This is a genomic window from Oscillospiraceae bacterium (genome assembly GCA_025758045.1).
Classification (GTDB): domain Bacteria; phylum Bacillota; class Clostridia; order Oscillospirales; family Ruminococcaceae; genus Gemmiger.
This window is the reverse complement of record CP107208.1, coordinates 3,131,256-3,145,536: the sequence shown is the minus strand read 5'-3', so window position 1 is coordinate 3,145,536 and position 14,281 is coordinate 3,131,256. Positions and strand designations below refer to the sequence as shown.

Sequence of the window (14,281 nt, the reverse complement as noted above, 5' to 3'; positions counted from 1 at the left end):
AGAACAAGGGGGCTGCCCCGTACCCTATCCGCAAATACCAAAGGATTTTTTAACGGGCTTATAGGGCAGAAAAACCCCGAAAATGATACCGAGATGATACAGAATTACCGCCGATACCGCCACACCAGCGGAAACGGCAGAAAGGAGCGCACCCATGCCAAGAATGAGCAAGAAACGGCGGCTGGAATGGTCTTTTTTCCTGCGGCAAGTGAAAGTCGGGAATTCCACCTGCGACCGTATCACATACAATGACCTCTGCCGGGGCTGTACCCATAGCTGCAAGCAGAGCTTCCGGGCGATTATCATACTCTGCCCCCACTACTACTCCAAACGCCGGAAAAAGGAGGACAGTGACAATGGCAGATAACCGCAAGTATTACTACCTCAAGCTGAAAGAGAACTTTTTTGACAGCGACTCCATTGTGCTGCTGGAAGATATGAAAGACGGGATTTTATACTCCAATATCCTCTTGAAGCTGTACTTAAAATCGCTGAAAAACGGCGGTAAATTGCAGCTTGACGAGCATATCCCCTACACAGCGCAGATGATAGCGACACTGACCCGCCACCAGATAGGAACGGTTGAGAGGGCTTTGGAGATTTTCCGGCAGTTGGGGCTTGTGGAGCAGCTTGACAGCGGGGCTTTCTATATGACCGACATTGAGTTGATGATAGGACAGTCCTCTACCGAAGCCGAGCGAAAACGGGCGGCAAGGCTTGCAAACAAGGCTTTGCCACCACCCCGGACAAACGGCGGACATTTGTCCGACATTCGTCCACCAGAGATAGAGATAAAGAAAGAGATAGATATAGAGATAGAAAAAGAGAGAGAGTTAGAAACGGGACAAGCCCCCGCCGCTTATGGCAGATACAACAATGTTTTTCTTTCCGATACGGAACTGGACGAGCTGAAAGCGGAACTGCCCGACAAATGGGAGTATTATATTGACCGGCTTTCCTGCCATATCGCTTCCACCGGGAAGCAGTACCACAGCCATGCAGCCACCATTTACAAGTGGGCGCAGGAGGACGCTGCCAAAGGCAAGGCTGCCCCGAAACAGGGCATACCCGATTATTCATGCAAGGAGGGCGAGAGCTTATGAAAAACGAGATTGAAGCTATGATTACGGACATTACAGCCACTACCGCCGAAGCGGAGGACTACACAGGCGAGGACGGGCTTTTATACTGCGGCAAGTGCCATACGCCAAAAGAAGCCTATTTTTCAAAAGAAACCGCCCAATGGTTAGGGCATGACCGACACCCGACAGAGTGCGACTGCCAGCGGGCAGCCCGTGAAAAACGGGAAGCCGCTGAAAGCCGACAGAAGCACCTTGAAACAGTGGAGGACTTGAAACGCCGGGGCTTTACCGACCCTGCTATGCGGAACTGGACATTTGAGCATGACAACGGCAGAAACCCGCAGACCGCAACCGCCCGTTTTTATGTGGAGAGCTGGGAAACCATGCAGGCTGAAAATATCGGCTACCTGTTCTGGGGCGGCGTGGGGACAGGAAAAAGCTACCTTGCCGCCTGTATCGCCAACGCCCTTATGGAGAAAGAGGTTGCCGTCTGCATGACAAACTTTGCAACAATACTCAATGACCTTGCCGCCAGCTTTGAGGGCAGGAATGAGTATAATTCCCGCCTTTGCAGCTACCCCCTGCTGATACTTGATGATTTCGGTATGGAGCGAGGGACAGAATACGGGCTGGAACAGGTTTATAGCGTGATTGACAGCCGTTACCGAAGCGGCAAGCCGCTGATCGCCACGACCAACCTCACGCTGGAGGAATTGCAGCACCCGCAGGACACGCCCCACGCCCGTATCTATGACAGGCTGACTTCCATGTGCGCCCCCGTCCGCTTCACGGGCAGCAACTTCCGAAAGGAAACCGCACAGGAAAAGCTGGAACGATTAAAGCAACTGATGAAGCAGCGAAAGGAGAGCCTATGACAGAAACCAAACAGACAAGCACCACCAAAACAGACCGCCGCCCGGACTGTGTAACGGAAATCCGCATGGGCAACTCCGTCCTTACCGTTTCCGGCTTCTTCAAGCAGGGCGCAACCGACACCGCAGCCGACAAGATGATGAAAGTGCTGGAAGCGGAAGCTACTACACAAAAAACGGCGATTTGACCGACCATAAAGAAGCAGATTTGACGCTTTTGCCGCTATACAGACAGCCGCCCCATGTGGTACAATCAAGGTACGGAATAGTGGGGCTGGCTGTCGGAAACGGAGGATTTTATGTTAAGACAGACCAACCAACAACCAATTACCGCCCTTTACCCAAGACTTTCCCATGAGGACGAGCTGCAAGGCGAGAGCAATTCCATTTCCAATCAGAAGCGTATCCTTGAAACCTATGCAAAGCAGAACGGCTTTTCCAATCTGCGCTGGTACACGGACGACGGTTATTCTGGTGCGAACTTTCAAAGACCCGGTTTTCAAGCCATGCTTGCGGACATTGAAGCCGGAAAAGTCGGGACAGTTATCGTAAAGGATATGTCGAGGTTAGGGCGAAACTACCTGCAAGTGGGAATGTACACGGAAATGATTTTCCCACAGAAAGGTGTCCGCTTCATCGCTATCAATGACGGAGTGGACAGCGCACAGGGCGACAATGATTTTGCCCCGCTGCGGAATATCTTTAACGAATGGCTGGTGAGAGATACGAGCAAGAAAATCAAAGCAGTGAAACGCTCAAAAGGCATGAGTGGCAAGCCTATCACAAGCAAGCCTGTGTATGGCTACCTCATGGACGAGGACGAAAATTTCATCATTGACGAGGAAGCTGCACCCGTAGTCAAGCAGATATACAATTTCTGCCTTGCCGGGAATGGTCCGACCAAGATAGCCCGTATGCTCACAGAGCAGCAAATCCCCACGCCGGGGACGCTGGAATACCGCAGGACGGGCAGCACTCGCCGCTACCACCCCGGCTATGAGTGCAAGTGGGCAACCAATACCGTTGTGCATATCCTTGAAAACCGGGAATACACGGGCTGCCTGGTAAACTTCAAGACGGAAAAACTCTCTTATAAAGTCAAGCACAGCGTAGAAAACCCGGAGGAAAAGCAAGCGATATTCGAGAACCACCACGAGCCTATCATAGACACCCAAACATGGGAACGGGTGCAGGAGCTTCGCAAGCAGCGCAAACGCCCCAACCGCTATGATGAAGTGGGCTTGTTCTCCGGCATACTGTTCTGTGCAGACTGCGGCAGTGTGATGTATCAGCAGCGATACCAGACGGACAAGCGCAAGCAGGACTGTTATATCTGCGGCAACTACAAGAAACGCACCCATGACTGTACAGCGCACTTTATCCGCACCGACCTCTTGACCGCTGGTGTACTATCCAATCTGCGGAAAGTGACCAGCTATGCGGCAAAGCATGAAGCCCGGTTTATAAAGCTCTTGATTGAGCAGAACGAGGACGGGGGCAAGCGCAGGAACGCCGCCAAGAAAAAGGAACTGGAAGCCGCCGAGAAACGCATAGCCGAGTTATCCGCTATCTTCAAGCGGCTGTATGAGGACAGCGTGACCGGGCGCATATCAGACGAGCGTTTCACAGAGCTGTCGGCAGACTATGAAGCAGAGCAACGGGAACTGAAAGAAAAAGCCGCCGCTATCCAAGCGGAGCTTTCCAAAGCACAGGAAGCCACCGTGAACGCAGAAAAGTTTATGAATGTTGTTCGGCGGCATACCAGCTTTGAAGAACTTACCCCTACTCTGCTGCGGGAGTTTGTAGAGAAAATCGTTGTACATGAGTGCAGCTATGACGAGAACAAGACCCGCAGACAGGACATTGAGATTTATTATTCTTTTGTTGGCAAGGTGGACTTGCCCGAATAACCGCCCGACCTATCCGACACAAGAGCTAAGTGCCGGATAGGAACGGCAAAATTTTTTACACTTCTATTACTTCTTTATCGCACATCAGTAAAGTCCCAGGGCATGAAGCAGCTCATGGCTGGCGGCGGTGTTGCCCTCATCGGCACCACCCTTGTACCTCTGCTCTCCGGACTGTTCGGTTAATCACAAAACAAGGAGGTAATCGCCTTTGGACAGCATACTCCAACAGATCACAGACTGGCTGAAAGAAATGCTCGTTTCAGCTATTATGGGAAATCTGTCGGGGATGTTTGAGTCCGTCAACAACCAGGTTGGCGAGATAGCAACCTCCGTTGGCATGACCCCGGCGAATTTTTCGCCGGGTGTCTTTGCCATGGTACGAAACATCTCCGAGTCAGTGATTATCCCAATCGCAGGCTTGATTCTGACCTTCATTGCCTGTTATGAGCTAATTCAGATGATTATTGACCACAACAATCTGGCAAATTTTGAAACCTGGATCTTCTTCAAATGGGTGTTCAAGACTTTTGTTGCGGTCATGTTAATCACAAACACATTCAATATCACGATGGCTGTGTTTGATGTGACACAGCACGTTATAAACGCAAGCGCCGGTATCATATCCGGAAATACTGCCATAGATGCTTCGGCATTGGAAACAATGGAAGAAACGCTGATGGCAATGGATTTGGGTCCTTTGCTCGGCTTGTTCCTGCAATCCTTTATCGTGCAGGTCACGATGTCCGCTTTGGCAATCATCATCTTTGTGATCGTCTACGGTCGAATGATTGAAATTTATCTGATGGTCAGCCTTGCCCCGATTCCGCTTTCCACTTTTGGAAACAGAGAACAGAGCAATATCGGACAGAATTATCTGCGTTCGCTGTTTGCAATCGGATTCCAGGGATTCCTGATTATGATCTGCGTGGGCATTTATGCGGTGCTGATTCAGTCTATCGCATTCAGTGATGACATCATCGGTTCTATCTGGGGTGTTATGGGCTACACCGTCCTTTTGTGCTTCACCCTGTTTAAGACTGGTTCGCTTGCGAAGGGTGTATTCAGCGCTCACTAAGGGAAGGAGGAAATTGTTTGGCAGCGTATATTCCCGTACCTCGTGACCTGACGAGGGTAAAAACAAAAGTGTTCTTCAATCTGACGAAACGGCAGTTACTTTGCTTTGGTGCGGCGGCGCTCATCGGAGTGCCGATTTTCTTTCTGGTCAAAGCAACCGGAAATGTGAGCCTTGCAGCACTGTCCATGATGATCGTCATGTTACCGTTGTTCTTTCTGGCAATGTATGAAAAGGATAGTCAGCCGTTGGAAGTGGTTGTAGAACACTTCATTCAGACCAAATTCGTTCGTCCCAAGGTTCGCCCTTATCAGACGGACAACTATTATGACGCTTTGATGCGTCAGTACAAACTGGAAAAGGAGGTTGAACGAATTGTTTTTCAAAAAGAAGCCACAGGCAAGAAACATCAAAATGCCTGCAAATCTGAATCGGAAGCAGCAGCGAGAAATTAAAGCTGTTGTGGAACGGGCAAAGAAGGACAACGGTATTCCGCAGACTGCACAGCAGTCCATTCCCTTTCAGAGAATGTTCCCGGATGGCATCTGCCGTGTCACTGACAGTTATTACACCAAGACCATTCAGTTTCAGGACATCAACTATCAGCTGGCACAGCAGGAAGATAAGACTGCCATCTTCGATGAGTGGTGCAGTTTCCTGAATTTCTTTGACAGCTCCATTCACTTTGAGCTTTCCTTTATGAACCTGAGTACCGATGCTGAAAGCTTTGAAAAGAGTATCCGTATCCCGTTCAAGAAGGACAGCTTCAATCCCGTCCGTGCCGAGTATAGCCAGATGCTGAAAAAGCAGTTGGCGCAGGGCAACAACGGCTTGACCAAAACCAAGTACCTGACATTCGGCATTGAAGCCGAATCCATGCGGCAGGCAAAGCCGAGACTCAACCATATCGAAAACGATCTGCTCAATAACTTTCGGCGTTTGGGTGTCATTGCCACTACCATGAACGGCAAAGAGCGGCTGCATCTGATGCACTCTATGTTCCACATGGGTGATAATGATAAGTTCTTCTTCGATTGGAAGTATCTTGTGGAATCCGGGCTGTCCGTAAAGGACTTCATTGCTCCGACGGCGTTTGCCTTTAAGACCAACCGCACCTTCCAGATGGGCAGTATCTTCGGTTCGATGTCTTATCTGGCAATTACGGCATCAGACCTGTCTGATCGTATGCTGGCGGATTTTCTGGATATGGAATCCACGCAGATCGTGACCATGCACATCCAGTCGGTTGACCAGACTGCGGCGATTAAGACCATCAAGAGAATCATCACCGAGCTTGACCGTTCCAAAATCGAGGAACAGAAAAAGGCTGTGCGTTCTGGCTATGACATGGACATTATCCCATCTGACCTTGCTACCTATGGTAAAGATGCGAAGTCACTTCTGAAAGAATTGCAGAGCCAGAATGAGCGAATGTTCATGGTGACATTTCTGGTGCTGAACACCGGGCGCACCGAGCAGGAACTGGAGAACAATGTGTTCCAGGCACAGAGCATCGCCCAGAAGCATAACTGCAATCTGCGTCGTTTGGATTTTCAGCAGGAATCCGGACTGATGAGCAGCCTGCCTTTGGCACAAAACCTGATTGAGATTCGTCGTGGCCTGACTACCAGTTCCACGGCTATTTTTGTGCCTTTCACCACGCAGGAGCTGTTCCAGAATGGTGGAGAAACGCTCTATTACGGGCTGAATGCTCTGTCGAACAACCTTATCATGGTGGACAGAAAGAAGCTCAAGAACCCCAACGGACTGATTCTGGGTACTCCCGGTTCCGGTAAATCCTTTTCCGCAAAGCGTGAAATCACCAATGCGTTCCTGGTTACGGATGACGATATTATCATCTGCGACCCCGAAGCGGAATATGCGGCTCTGGTTCACAAGTTCAATGGTCAGGTGGTAAAAATCAGCTCCTCCAGTACCAACTATATCAACCCTATGGACATCAACCTGAACTACTCTGAGGATGACAACCCGGTAGCACTGAAAGCTGATTTTATCCTGTCCCTCTGTGAGTTGATTATGGGCAGTAAGGATGGCTTGCAGCCTATCGAAAAGACGGTTATCGACCGTTGTGTGCATCAGATTTACCAGAGATATTTCGACAATCCTGCCCCTGAGAATATGCCGATCCTTGAGGATTTGTATGATGCCCTTCTGAAACAGGACGAAAAGGAAGCCCACCATGTAGCGACCGCCTTGGAAATCTATGTTAAGGGTTCTCTGAAACTGTTTAACAACAGAACCAATGTGGATATTCAGAATCGTCTGGTGTGCTTCGACATTAAGGAGCTGGGCAATCAGCTGAAAAAAATCGGTATGCTGATCGTTCAGGATCAGGTCTGGGGGCGTGTAACTGCCAACCGTTCTGCCGGTAAATCGACCAGATATTATATTGACGAGTTCCATCTGCTTCTGAAGGAAGAACAGACGGCAACCTATTCCGTAGAAATCTGGAAGCGATTCCGTAAATGGGGCGGCTTGCCGACCGGTATTACTCAGAATGTCAAAGACCTGCTTCGTTCCCCGGAGATTGCCAACATCCTCGAAAACTCTGATTTCATCTATATGCTGAATCAGGCAAGCGATGACCGAAGTATTCTGGCACAGCGGTTGAACATTTCGCCGCATCAGCTGTCCTATGTAACCAACTCCGGTGAGGGCGAAGGACTTCTGTTCTATGGCAATGTGATTCTGCCGTTCATTGACCGATTCCCGACAGATCTGGAACTGTATCGCATTATGACCACGAAGTTAAACGAGGTGGCACAGGAAAAGGAGGCGTAATGTATGGCGAAAAGACCTACACGACTCCGTTTTACCGAAGATGACCTTGCAGATTCTCATGTGAAGAAAGCTGCCGACCGTGCAGATAAGGCGGTTGATAGGGCTGAAAAAGCGGCAGACAAATTGGCTTCTAAAAAGGCAAAGCCGAAGCTAAAGCTGGAAACAGATGCAGCCGGTTCCCGTAAAGCAAAGCTCCGTTTTGAAAAAGCGGAGTTTACGGAAATCGAGCGCCCATCTGTGGCAAAGCACATGGCAAGCCGTGGTGCCGCAGTCACGCTCACATCCAAAGCACATCGGGCGGTGTCAGAATATGAGGATGATAATATCGGCGTTCAGGCTGTGCAGGAAACGACCAAGGCTGTTGAATCCACTGTCTATACCGTCGATCATGCCGTTTACAGTCACAAGCTGAAAGCCTACGACAAGGCGGAAAAGCTGGTTGAGAAGTCAGATAAAGCAAATGTAAATGCCCTGTATGAGAAGTTCAAAAAGGACAACCCCGATGCCGGTTCCAATCCCTTTTCCCGTTGGCAACAGAAAAGGGCAATCAAGAAAGAATATGCTGCCGCCAAAGCCGGTAAGAATACCGCTTCGACAACGGCTTCTGCATCTAAGGGTGCAGGCAAGGCAACGGGCAAAGCAGCTCAGGGAGCCAAGAACATCACAGAAAGAGTAACGGAGTTCTGCACCACACACTCTAAAACGATTCTGTTTGTTTTGATTGCCGGACTGCTTTTTATGATACTCTCAGGGATGTTCTCGTCTTGTTCGGCTATGTTCCAAGGCGGCACACAGATCATTCTGGGAACTTCTTTTACTGCAAAAGAGGAAGATATTATTGGTGCGGACAATGATTACAAGGCTTTGGAAGCTGCGCTCCGCAATAAAATCAATAATATCGAGCGTACTCATAGCGGATATGACGAGTACCGGTATGACCTTGATGAAATCAACCACAATCCTTATGAGCTGGCGGCGTATTTGACGGTGAAGTTTGAGGATTACACCAGAGATGAGGTGCAGGCTACCCTGCAATGGCTATTTGAGCAACAATATGAGCTGACCCTGACGGAAGTAGTAGAGATTCGTACACGAACAACATCTTCTACTGATCCCGAAACGGGAGAGACAACAACAGAGGAAGAAGATTACGAATATTATATTCTGAATGTGAAGCTCAGAAATAAGGGCTTGAACAGTGTGATTTCAAATTCCGGCTTGTCGGAAGATGATATGGAGCGATATAGAATTTTGCTTCAGACAAGGGGCAACAGACCGGATATTTTCGGAAATGACATTTACGCCACCCCTGGCGGCGAGTACACCGATTATGATATTCCGGGCGAAGCGCTGACAGACACAAGATTTGCCAATATGATTCGGGAAGCTGAAAAATATCTGGGATACCCGTATGTGTGGGGCGGCAGCAGCCCGTCTACCTCCTTTGACTGCTCCGGATTTGTTTCCTATGTAATCAATCACTGCGGAAACGGTTGGAGTGTTGGTCGTTTGACCGCAAACGGTTTGATGGGCGTATGCGACATTATCCCGAAAAGCTCTGCCAAACCGGGAGATTTGATTTTCTTCCAAGGCACTTATGATACCTCCGGTGCATCACACGTTGGTATCTATGTTGGCAATGGTATGATGATCCACTGCGGAAACCCCATTTCCTACGCTTCTATCGAATCGAATTACTGGCAACAGCATTTTTACTGCTTCGGCAGAATCAGAAACTAAAGGAGGGATGGCGATTGAGTGCCAAGTTAGACAGAATAGGTGCAGACCTTGAAAAAGCCCGTAAGAAACGGGCAGAATGGGATGCTAAGGTGAAAGACCTGGAACGCAGATACCGTGAGGAGGAAAATTCCGAAATCCATGAGATGGTTCATGCTGCGAACCTGAATCCCGAACAGCTTTCCGAGCTGCTCCGTATGTTTGCTGCGGATATGGCTCCGAAGCCTGATACGATCAATACTATGAATGAGGAGGAAACGCAGAATGAGATTTAAGAAAATTGGAGCCGCATTGCTGGCGTGTGCAATGTGTTTTGGCGTGTTTTCTACAACGGCATTTGCCTATGTAGATGAAAGCGTAGCGACTGAAGAACCTGCGGTCGAAGAAAAAGTTCCCGAAACAGAGCCGGAGGAGCCGATGCTACCGCTTACTCCCGACGGCAATCTGACTTTGGTTGATGACGCTGGCTCGCCTACGAAAAGCGGAAAGCAGTTCATTACCGCTGTAACCAAAAACGGAAACTACTTCTATATCATCATTGACCGTGATGATAAGGGCGAGGAAACCGTGCATTTTCTGAATCAGGTGGATGAAGCCGACCTGCTCAAGCTGATGGACGAGGAAGAAGTTGCAGAGTTCACCAAGCCGGTTGAGGAAACAAAGCCGGAAGTAGTTGAAACAGTTCCTGAAATTACAGAACCGACACCGGAGGAAAAGCCGAAATCCACAAATATGCTCCCGGCGATTCTTACTCTGATTGTGCTTGCCTGTGGTGGTGGATTCTTCGTATTTAAGAAAGTCCAGGAAAAGAAGAAGGCACAGGAAGCGGCAAAGCCTGACCCAGATGCTGATTATGTGGACGATGACGAGGACTATGGGTACGATCCGGAGTTTGAGGACGACGATGAAGATAGCTCCGTCGATGAAGATGATAATGAACCTGTGTAAACAGGATAGGCTTGATGCCTGGGGCAGCCTTCGGGTTGCCTTTACATAGTTTCCGCTTTCAAAAAATAAAAAAATTTGCGTTTTTGAAAGTGACATCTTGCATATACTATTAGCAGACAGTATAATAAGTACAGCGAAGCGGTTTCGAGAAATGAAAAAACTTCAATTTTTGAAAGCGGGTGACTATATGAAAACAATCACGAGAGCAAAATATCTCGATAGAATCATTGAACTGAATGGTACTCCTGACATCAAGATCATCACGGGCATTCGTCGATCTGGTAAGTCCAAATTGATGCAGGCGTATATTGCGTATCTGAAAAGCAATTTTGAAAACATCAATATTATCTTCATCGACTTCATGGATTTGGCGTATGAAGAAATCAAGGAATACCATGCCTTACACGCCTATGTGGAAGAACATTATCAGGAAGGAAAAACGAACTACCTGTTTGTAGACGAGGTTCAGATGTGTCCCAAGTTTGAGTTGGCAATCAATAGCCTGTACTCTAAGGGAAAATACGACATCTATGTAACAGGCTCTAATGCTTTCCTGTTGAGTGCAGATCTGGCAACTCTGTTTACCGGACGCTATATTGAAATTCATGTGTTTCCTTTCAGCTTCCAGGAATATTGCCAGTATTATGATGATATTAGTGACAAAGATAAGCTCTTTGATGAGTACGCTATCAAGGGCGGTTTAGCAGGTTCCTATGCTTATAGAACCGAAAAAGACAGAACAAACTATATCAAAGAGGTCTACGAAACGATTGTTACAAGGGATTTGGTACAGAAATATACTCTCCCGGACACTTTGGTTTTACAACGTCTGAGCGAGTTCCTTATGGATAATATCAGCAACCTGACTTCTCCGAATAAGGTCAGTCAGCTACTGACAGCAAATGAGACTCCAACCAATCATGTAACCGTCGGCAAGTACATTAAGTATTTGTGCAATGCTTTTGTATTTTATGATATTAAGAGATATGACATCCGAGGTAAGAAATACCTTGAAAGCTCTGAAAAGTTCTATTTGTGTGACAGCGGTATTCGATATGCAATACTGGGAAGCAGAAATATAGACTATGGCAGAGTATATGAAAACGTTGTTTGTATCGAGCTTCTTCGCCGTGGATATGATGTCTATGTCGGCAAGCTCTATCAAAAGGAAATCGACTTTGTTGCTCAGAGAGGTAGCGAAAAGATTTATATTCAGGTCAGCGACAACATTTCCGGGCAGGAAACATTTGAGAGAGAATGCTCTCCTCTGCTTCAGATTCGAGACGCTTATCCGAAAATGATTATTGCCAGAACCAAACATCCCCAATATAGCTATGAAGGAATCGAAATTCACGATATAGCCGATTGGTTGCTACAAGAATAAGCAAGGTGAAATATCTCCGTCATTCTCTTTTGAAATGATGGAGATATTTTTATTATGACGGAGATTGTAGAACAGAAAATTGTATCAGGTTGCAAAAATCCTTTCCGAACTTTTTACATAGCAGTCATGCACTACGGTGTGTGGCTGCTTATTTTTTTGTGAAAGACTAACTATTAAAAGTCAAGCCGAAATGAGTGGAAAGGTGAGGAAAATGTAGGCGGTCAAAAAAGAGTATAACAAAGCTGACGCCCTGTTGGACGCCTGCTTGAGCCTATGAGAATAAAGGACTTATGCAGCGCTGCTGTAGGGTAGCCTGGACTTCTCTAAGGCATAAATCAACCGAACCAACTTCTTGGCCGCATGGGAGAGCGCAACATTGTAGTGCTTGCCCTCAGCCCGCTTCTTGGCAAGATAGGCAGAGAAGATTGGGTCCCAATGGCAGACGTATTTCGTGGCATTGTAAAGAGCGTAGCGCAGGTATCGGGAACCTCGTTTTTCCATGTGGGAATATGCGCCTGTGAGTGACATCTGCCCAGATTGGTAGGTAGATGGCGACATCCCGGCGTAGGCAAGGATTTTGTCCGGTGAATCGAACCGGGAGAAGTCCCCAATCTCAGCCAGAATCATTGCGCCCATCCGAACGCCGATGCCCGGAATGGTAGTAATGGGAGAAGCGATTTCCTCTATCATCGTCTGGATGGCAGCTTCAATGTCCTGAATTTCGGAATCCAGTTCGCGGATCAGGCGAATCGTATGCCGCAGTTCTAGGGACTTGGCCGGCATGACAGAGCCGACAGAACATCTGGCGGCATCCCGAAGTGTTACTGCCATGTCTCGCCCGTAGCGGCCTTTGGAGGCGTCGTGTAAGACGGCTTTCAAATGCGTCAGGTGCGCTTCGGCAACCTGTTTGGCGCCAGGAAACTCGCTGAGAAGTGCGTAAACTGACGCCATGTGCAATGTCGGCACCAACTTTTCAAGCTCTGGGAACAGAATTGTGACCAACCGAGAAACGGACTGCTTCAGCTTCGCTCTCTCGCGGACTTTGTCAAACCGGTATCTTGTGAGTGACTTTAACTCCTCGTTGTGGTATGCTGTGTCTGTGTAGGACTTGAGGTCCACATCAGACAAGAGCATAGCTGCAATGGTTCGCGCATCGACACGGTCAGTCTTGGTTTTGCGAAGGCTCGAACGCTTTTCAGAAATTTGCTAAGGAAATTCTGCGTTTTGCTAATTCGATTTTTCGGATCACTTTGCCGGGGCTTGCGCCGCTATCAGGGCTGCGAGCGCACTTGCCAGCTCCGGCGACTTCTGAAGCTGCTCCACAAGGCTTTCAAGGTCCAGGGTCGCAGGCTCCGATTTTGCCGGTTCCTCCGGTGGACGGACATTGCGAAGATCAGGCTTGGCATAGAAGGCTGTCTCAAATTTCTGAGCATTGACCTTTCTATCCTCGTCCAGAATGTGAGCATAGATACTGGTTATCATGTCGATCTCGGCATGGCCTGTATCGCCCTGGGTGGCTTTCAGATCGCCGTGGTTCAGTTTCAGTTTGTAAGTGGTACTGGAATGACGGAGAGAATGAAAGACCACCTTCGGCAGCCCTGCGTCCTCACGGAGCTTTGCAAACTCTTTGAGGATGATCCGATCCTCGCAGGGCCGTCCATTGGGAAGTGCCACCACCAGATTGAAGTCCTGATACTCGTCGCCCAGAAAGCCTTTCAGCTCGTCCTGGGACTTCTTCCATTCCCGCAGGATGTAGGCAAGCGTTTTCGGCAGCCACACCTTACGGATACTGGAATCGGTTTTCGGCTTTTTCAGAATAATTCTTGTGCTGGTGTTCGGCATGAGCGGAGTGAAGATGTAGTAGATATCCTTCTCACCCAGCGTTTCAATCGCCCGTTTGGATGCCCGTGTCAGTTCCTTGTCGATGTAGACATAGGCATTATCCGCAGCAATATCTTCATCGGAAATATGGACGTTCTCCCAGGTCAGCCCCAGGATTTCACCCATACGCAGAGAGCATGCAAAGGAAAGGTTCATTGCTACATAGAGCTTGCTGTCCGTGCATTTGTCCAGGGCAAGACGGATCATATCCGCCGTCCAGATATCCCGTTTCGCATACTCCGTTTTCGGGAGGATCACATTGTCAAAGGGATTTCTTGCAATGATTTCCCAGCGTACCGCCTGCTTAAACGCACACCGCAGGAGCTTGATGATCTTTTCAATGGTCTTGTCACTGACATAGGTGGTAACAGCCTTTCGGGTCTTGGTAGACACCGACTTGGTTTTCTGCAAGGTCTGGATATAACCATCAACCGCACGGGGCGTAACCGCCTGTACCTCCATATCACCGATGATCGGATTGATATAGTTCGCAATCAGCGCCGTTTGGCTGTCATACATAGACACGCCCCATTTCTTTTCTCCGTAGTGTCTGTCGAACGACGGCTTTTTTTCTTTTGCCGTCGTCCGGCAGA

13 protein-coding genes and 2 pseudogenes are annotated in these 14,281 nt (G+C 48.5%); 13 read left to right on the top strand and 2 right to left on the bottom strand.

Going from position 1 to position 14,281, the window contains the following annotated elements; all coding sequences use genetic code 11:
• Nucleotides 1-154 precede the first annotated feature (154 nt).
• The 13 genes from OGM81_14820 to OGM81_14760 all read left to right on the top strand — a co-directional run bounded on the left by OGM81_14820 (nucleotide 155) and on the right by OGM81_14760 (nucleotide 11,807).
• Entirely contained in the window at nucleotides 155-367 is a 213-nt protein-coding gene (locus OGM81_14820; protein ID UYJ43556.1) for a hypothetical protein, read from the top strand.
• Nucleotides 357-1,103, top strand: coding sequence for a phage replisome organizer N-terminal domain-containing protein (locus tag OGM81_14815; protein UYJ43555.1), 747 nt, complete (start codon nucleotides 357-359; stop codon nucleotides 1,101-1,103). Before OGM81_14820 ends, OGM81_14815 begins: the two co-directional genes overlap by 11 nt.
• Nucleotides 1,100-1,957 carry an ATP-binding protein gene (locus OGM81_14810; GenBank protein ID UYJ43554.1) on the top strand — a complete coding sequence of 286 codons (858 nt, stop codon included), beginning with the start codon at nucleotides 1,100-1,102 and terminating at the stop codon, nucleotides 1,955-1,957. Before OGM81_14815 ends, OGM81_14810 begins: the two co-directional genes overlap by 4 nt.
• Nucleotides 1,954-2,142 (top strand): transposon-encoded TnpW family protein, encoded by a 189-nt coding sequence (locus OGM81_14805; protein ID UYJ43553.1) that lies wholly within the window; start codon nucleotides 1,954-1,956, stop codon nucleotides 2,140-2,142. Before OGM81_14810 ends, OGM81_14805 begins: the two co-directional genes overlap by 4 nt.
• 111 nt (nucleotides 2,143-2,253) lie before the next feature.
• The gene (locus OGM81_14800) at nucleotides 2,254-3,864 is read left to right on the top strand and encodes a recombinase family protein (GenBank protein UYJ43552.1); all 1,611 of its coding nucleotides are present in this window, start codon (nucleotides 2,254-2,256) and stop codon (nucleotides 3,862-3,864) included.
• 36 nt (nucleotides 3,865-3,900) lie between these two features.
• Entirely contained in the window at nucleotides 3,901-4,047 is a 147-nt protein-coding gene (locus OGM81_14795) for a Maff2 family protein (GenBank protein UYJ45020.1), read from the top strand.
• Between the two features lie 25 nt (nucleotides 4,048-4,072).
• Nucleotides 4,073-4,939 (top strand): CD0415/CD1112 family protein, encoded by an 867-nt coding sequence (locus tag OGM81_14790; protein ID UYJ43551.1) that lies wholly within the window; start codon nucleotides 4,073-4,075, stop codon nucleotides 4,937-4,939.
• A gap of 17 nt (nucleotides 4,940-4,956) precedes the next feature.
• A complete protein-coding gene (locus OGM81_14785; GenBank protein ID UYJ43550.1) occupies nucleotides 4,957-5,391 on the top strand; it encodes a PrgI family protein in 435 nt (144 codons plus the stop codon).
• Nucleotides 5,351-7,738: an ATP-binding protein gene (locus tag OGM81_14780; protein ID UYJ43549.1), complete on the top strand. Its 2,388-nt coding sequence runs from the start codon at nucleotides 5,351-5,353 to the stop codon at nucleotides 7,736-7,738. The genes OGM81_14785 and OGM81_14780 overlap by 41 nt, the downstream gene beginning before the upstream one ends.
• A 3-nt stretch (nucleotides 7,739-7,741) precedes the next feature.
• Complete coding sequence (locus OGM81_14775) at nucleotides 7,742-9,478, top strand: C40 family peptidase (GenBank protein ID UYJ43548.1); 1,737 nt, start codon at nucleotides 7,742-7,744, stop codon at nucleotides 9,476-9,478.
• Between the two features lie 14 nt (nucleotides 9,479-9,492).
• Nucleotides 9,493-9,750, top strand: coding sequence for a DUF4315 family protein (locus tag OGM81_14770; protein UYJ43547.1), 258 nt, complete (start codon nucleotides 9,493-9,495; stop codon nucleotides 9,748-9,750).
• A complete protein-coding gene (locus OGM81_14765; protein UYJ43546.1) occupies nucleotides 9,740-10,423 on the top strand; it encodes a DUF4366 domain-containing protein in 684 nt (227 codons plus the stop codon). Before OGM81_14770 ends, OGM81_14765 begins: the two co-directional genes overlap by 11 nt.
• A gap of 151 nt (nucleotides 10,424-10,574) precedes the next feature.
• The gene (locus tag OGM81_14760) at nucleotides 10,575-11,807 is read left to right on the top strand and encodes an ATP-binding protein (GenBank protein ID UYJ43545.1); all 1,233 of its coding nucleotides are present in this window, start codon (nucleotides 10,575-10,577) and stop codon (nucleotides 11,805-11,807) included.
• Between the two features lie 288 nt (nucleotides 11,808-12,095).
• On the opposite strand, the pseudogene OGM81_14755 reads toward OGM81_14760, so the two are convergent.
• Nucleotides 12,096-12,992, bottom strand: a pseudogene (locus OGM81_14755) (IS110 family transposase).
• A gap of 60 nt (nucleotides 12,993-13,052) precedes the next feature.
• Nucleotides 13,053-14,234: pseudogene (locus OGM81_14750) on the bottom strand (site-specific integrase).
• Nucleotides 14,235-14,281 lie beyond the last annotated feature (47 nt).